Here is a 201-nt window from a genome sequence, read left to right as displayed (position 1 = left end):
TCAAAGCTTACTTACAGCTCCCCGAAGCATATCGGCGTTAGTCCCGTCCTTCATCGACTCCTAGTGTCAAGGCATCCACCGTGCGCCCTTTCTAACTTAACCAAACTAAAATTAAAAAATATGAGCTACACTGTTATCTAGTTTTCAAAGAACATACATTTATATATGAGAGATAGTTCTCTCAAAACTGAACAAAACGAA

General features: G+C 38.8%; 1 rRNA gene. It reads right to left on the bottom strand.

The features are described from left to right. A 23S ribosomal RNA gene (locus MR083_RS27800) occupies window positions 1-102 on the bottom strand; the annotation flags it as partial. Window positions 103-201: the final 99 nt, after the last annotated feature.

Source organism: Bacillus cereus group sp. BfR-BA-01408 (genome assembly GCF_022663305.1).
GTDB classification, from domain to species: domain Bacteria; phylum Bacillota; class Bacilli; order Bacillales; family Bacillaceae_G; genus Bacillus_A; species Bacillus_A pacificus.
The sequence above is the reverse complement of the archived record's forward strand: the minus strand, read 5'-3'. Positions and strand labels throughout refer to the sequence as shown.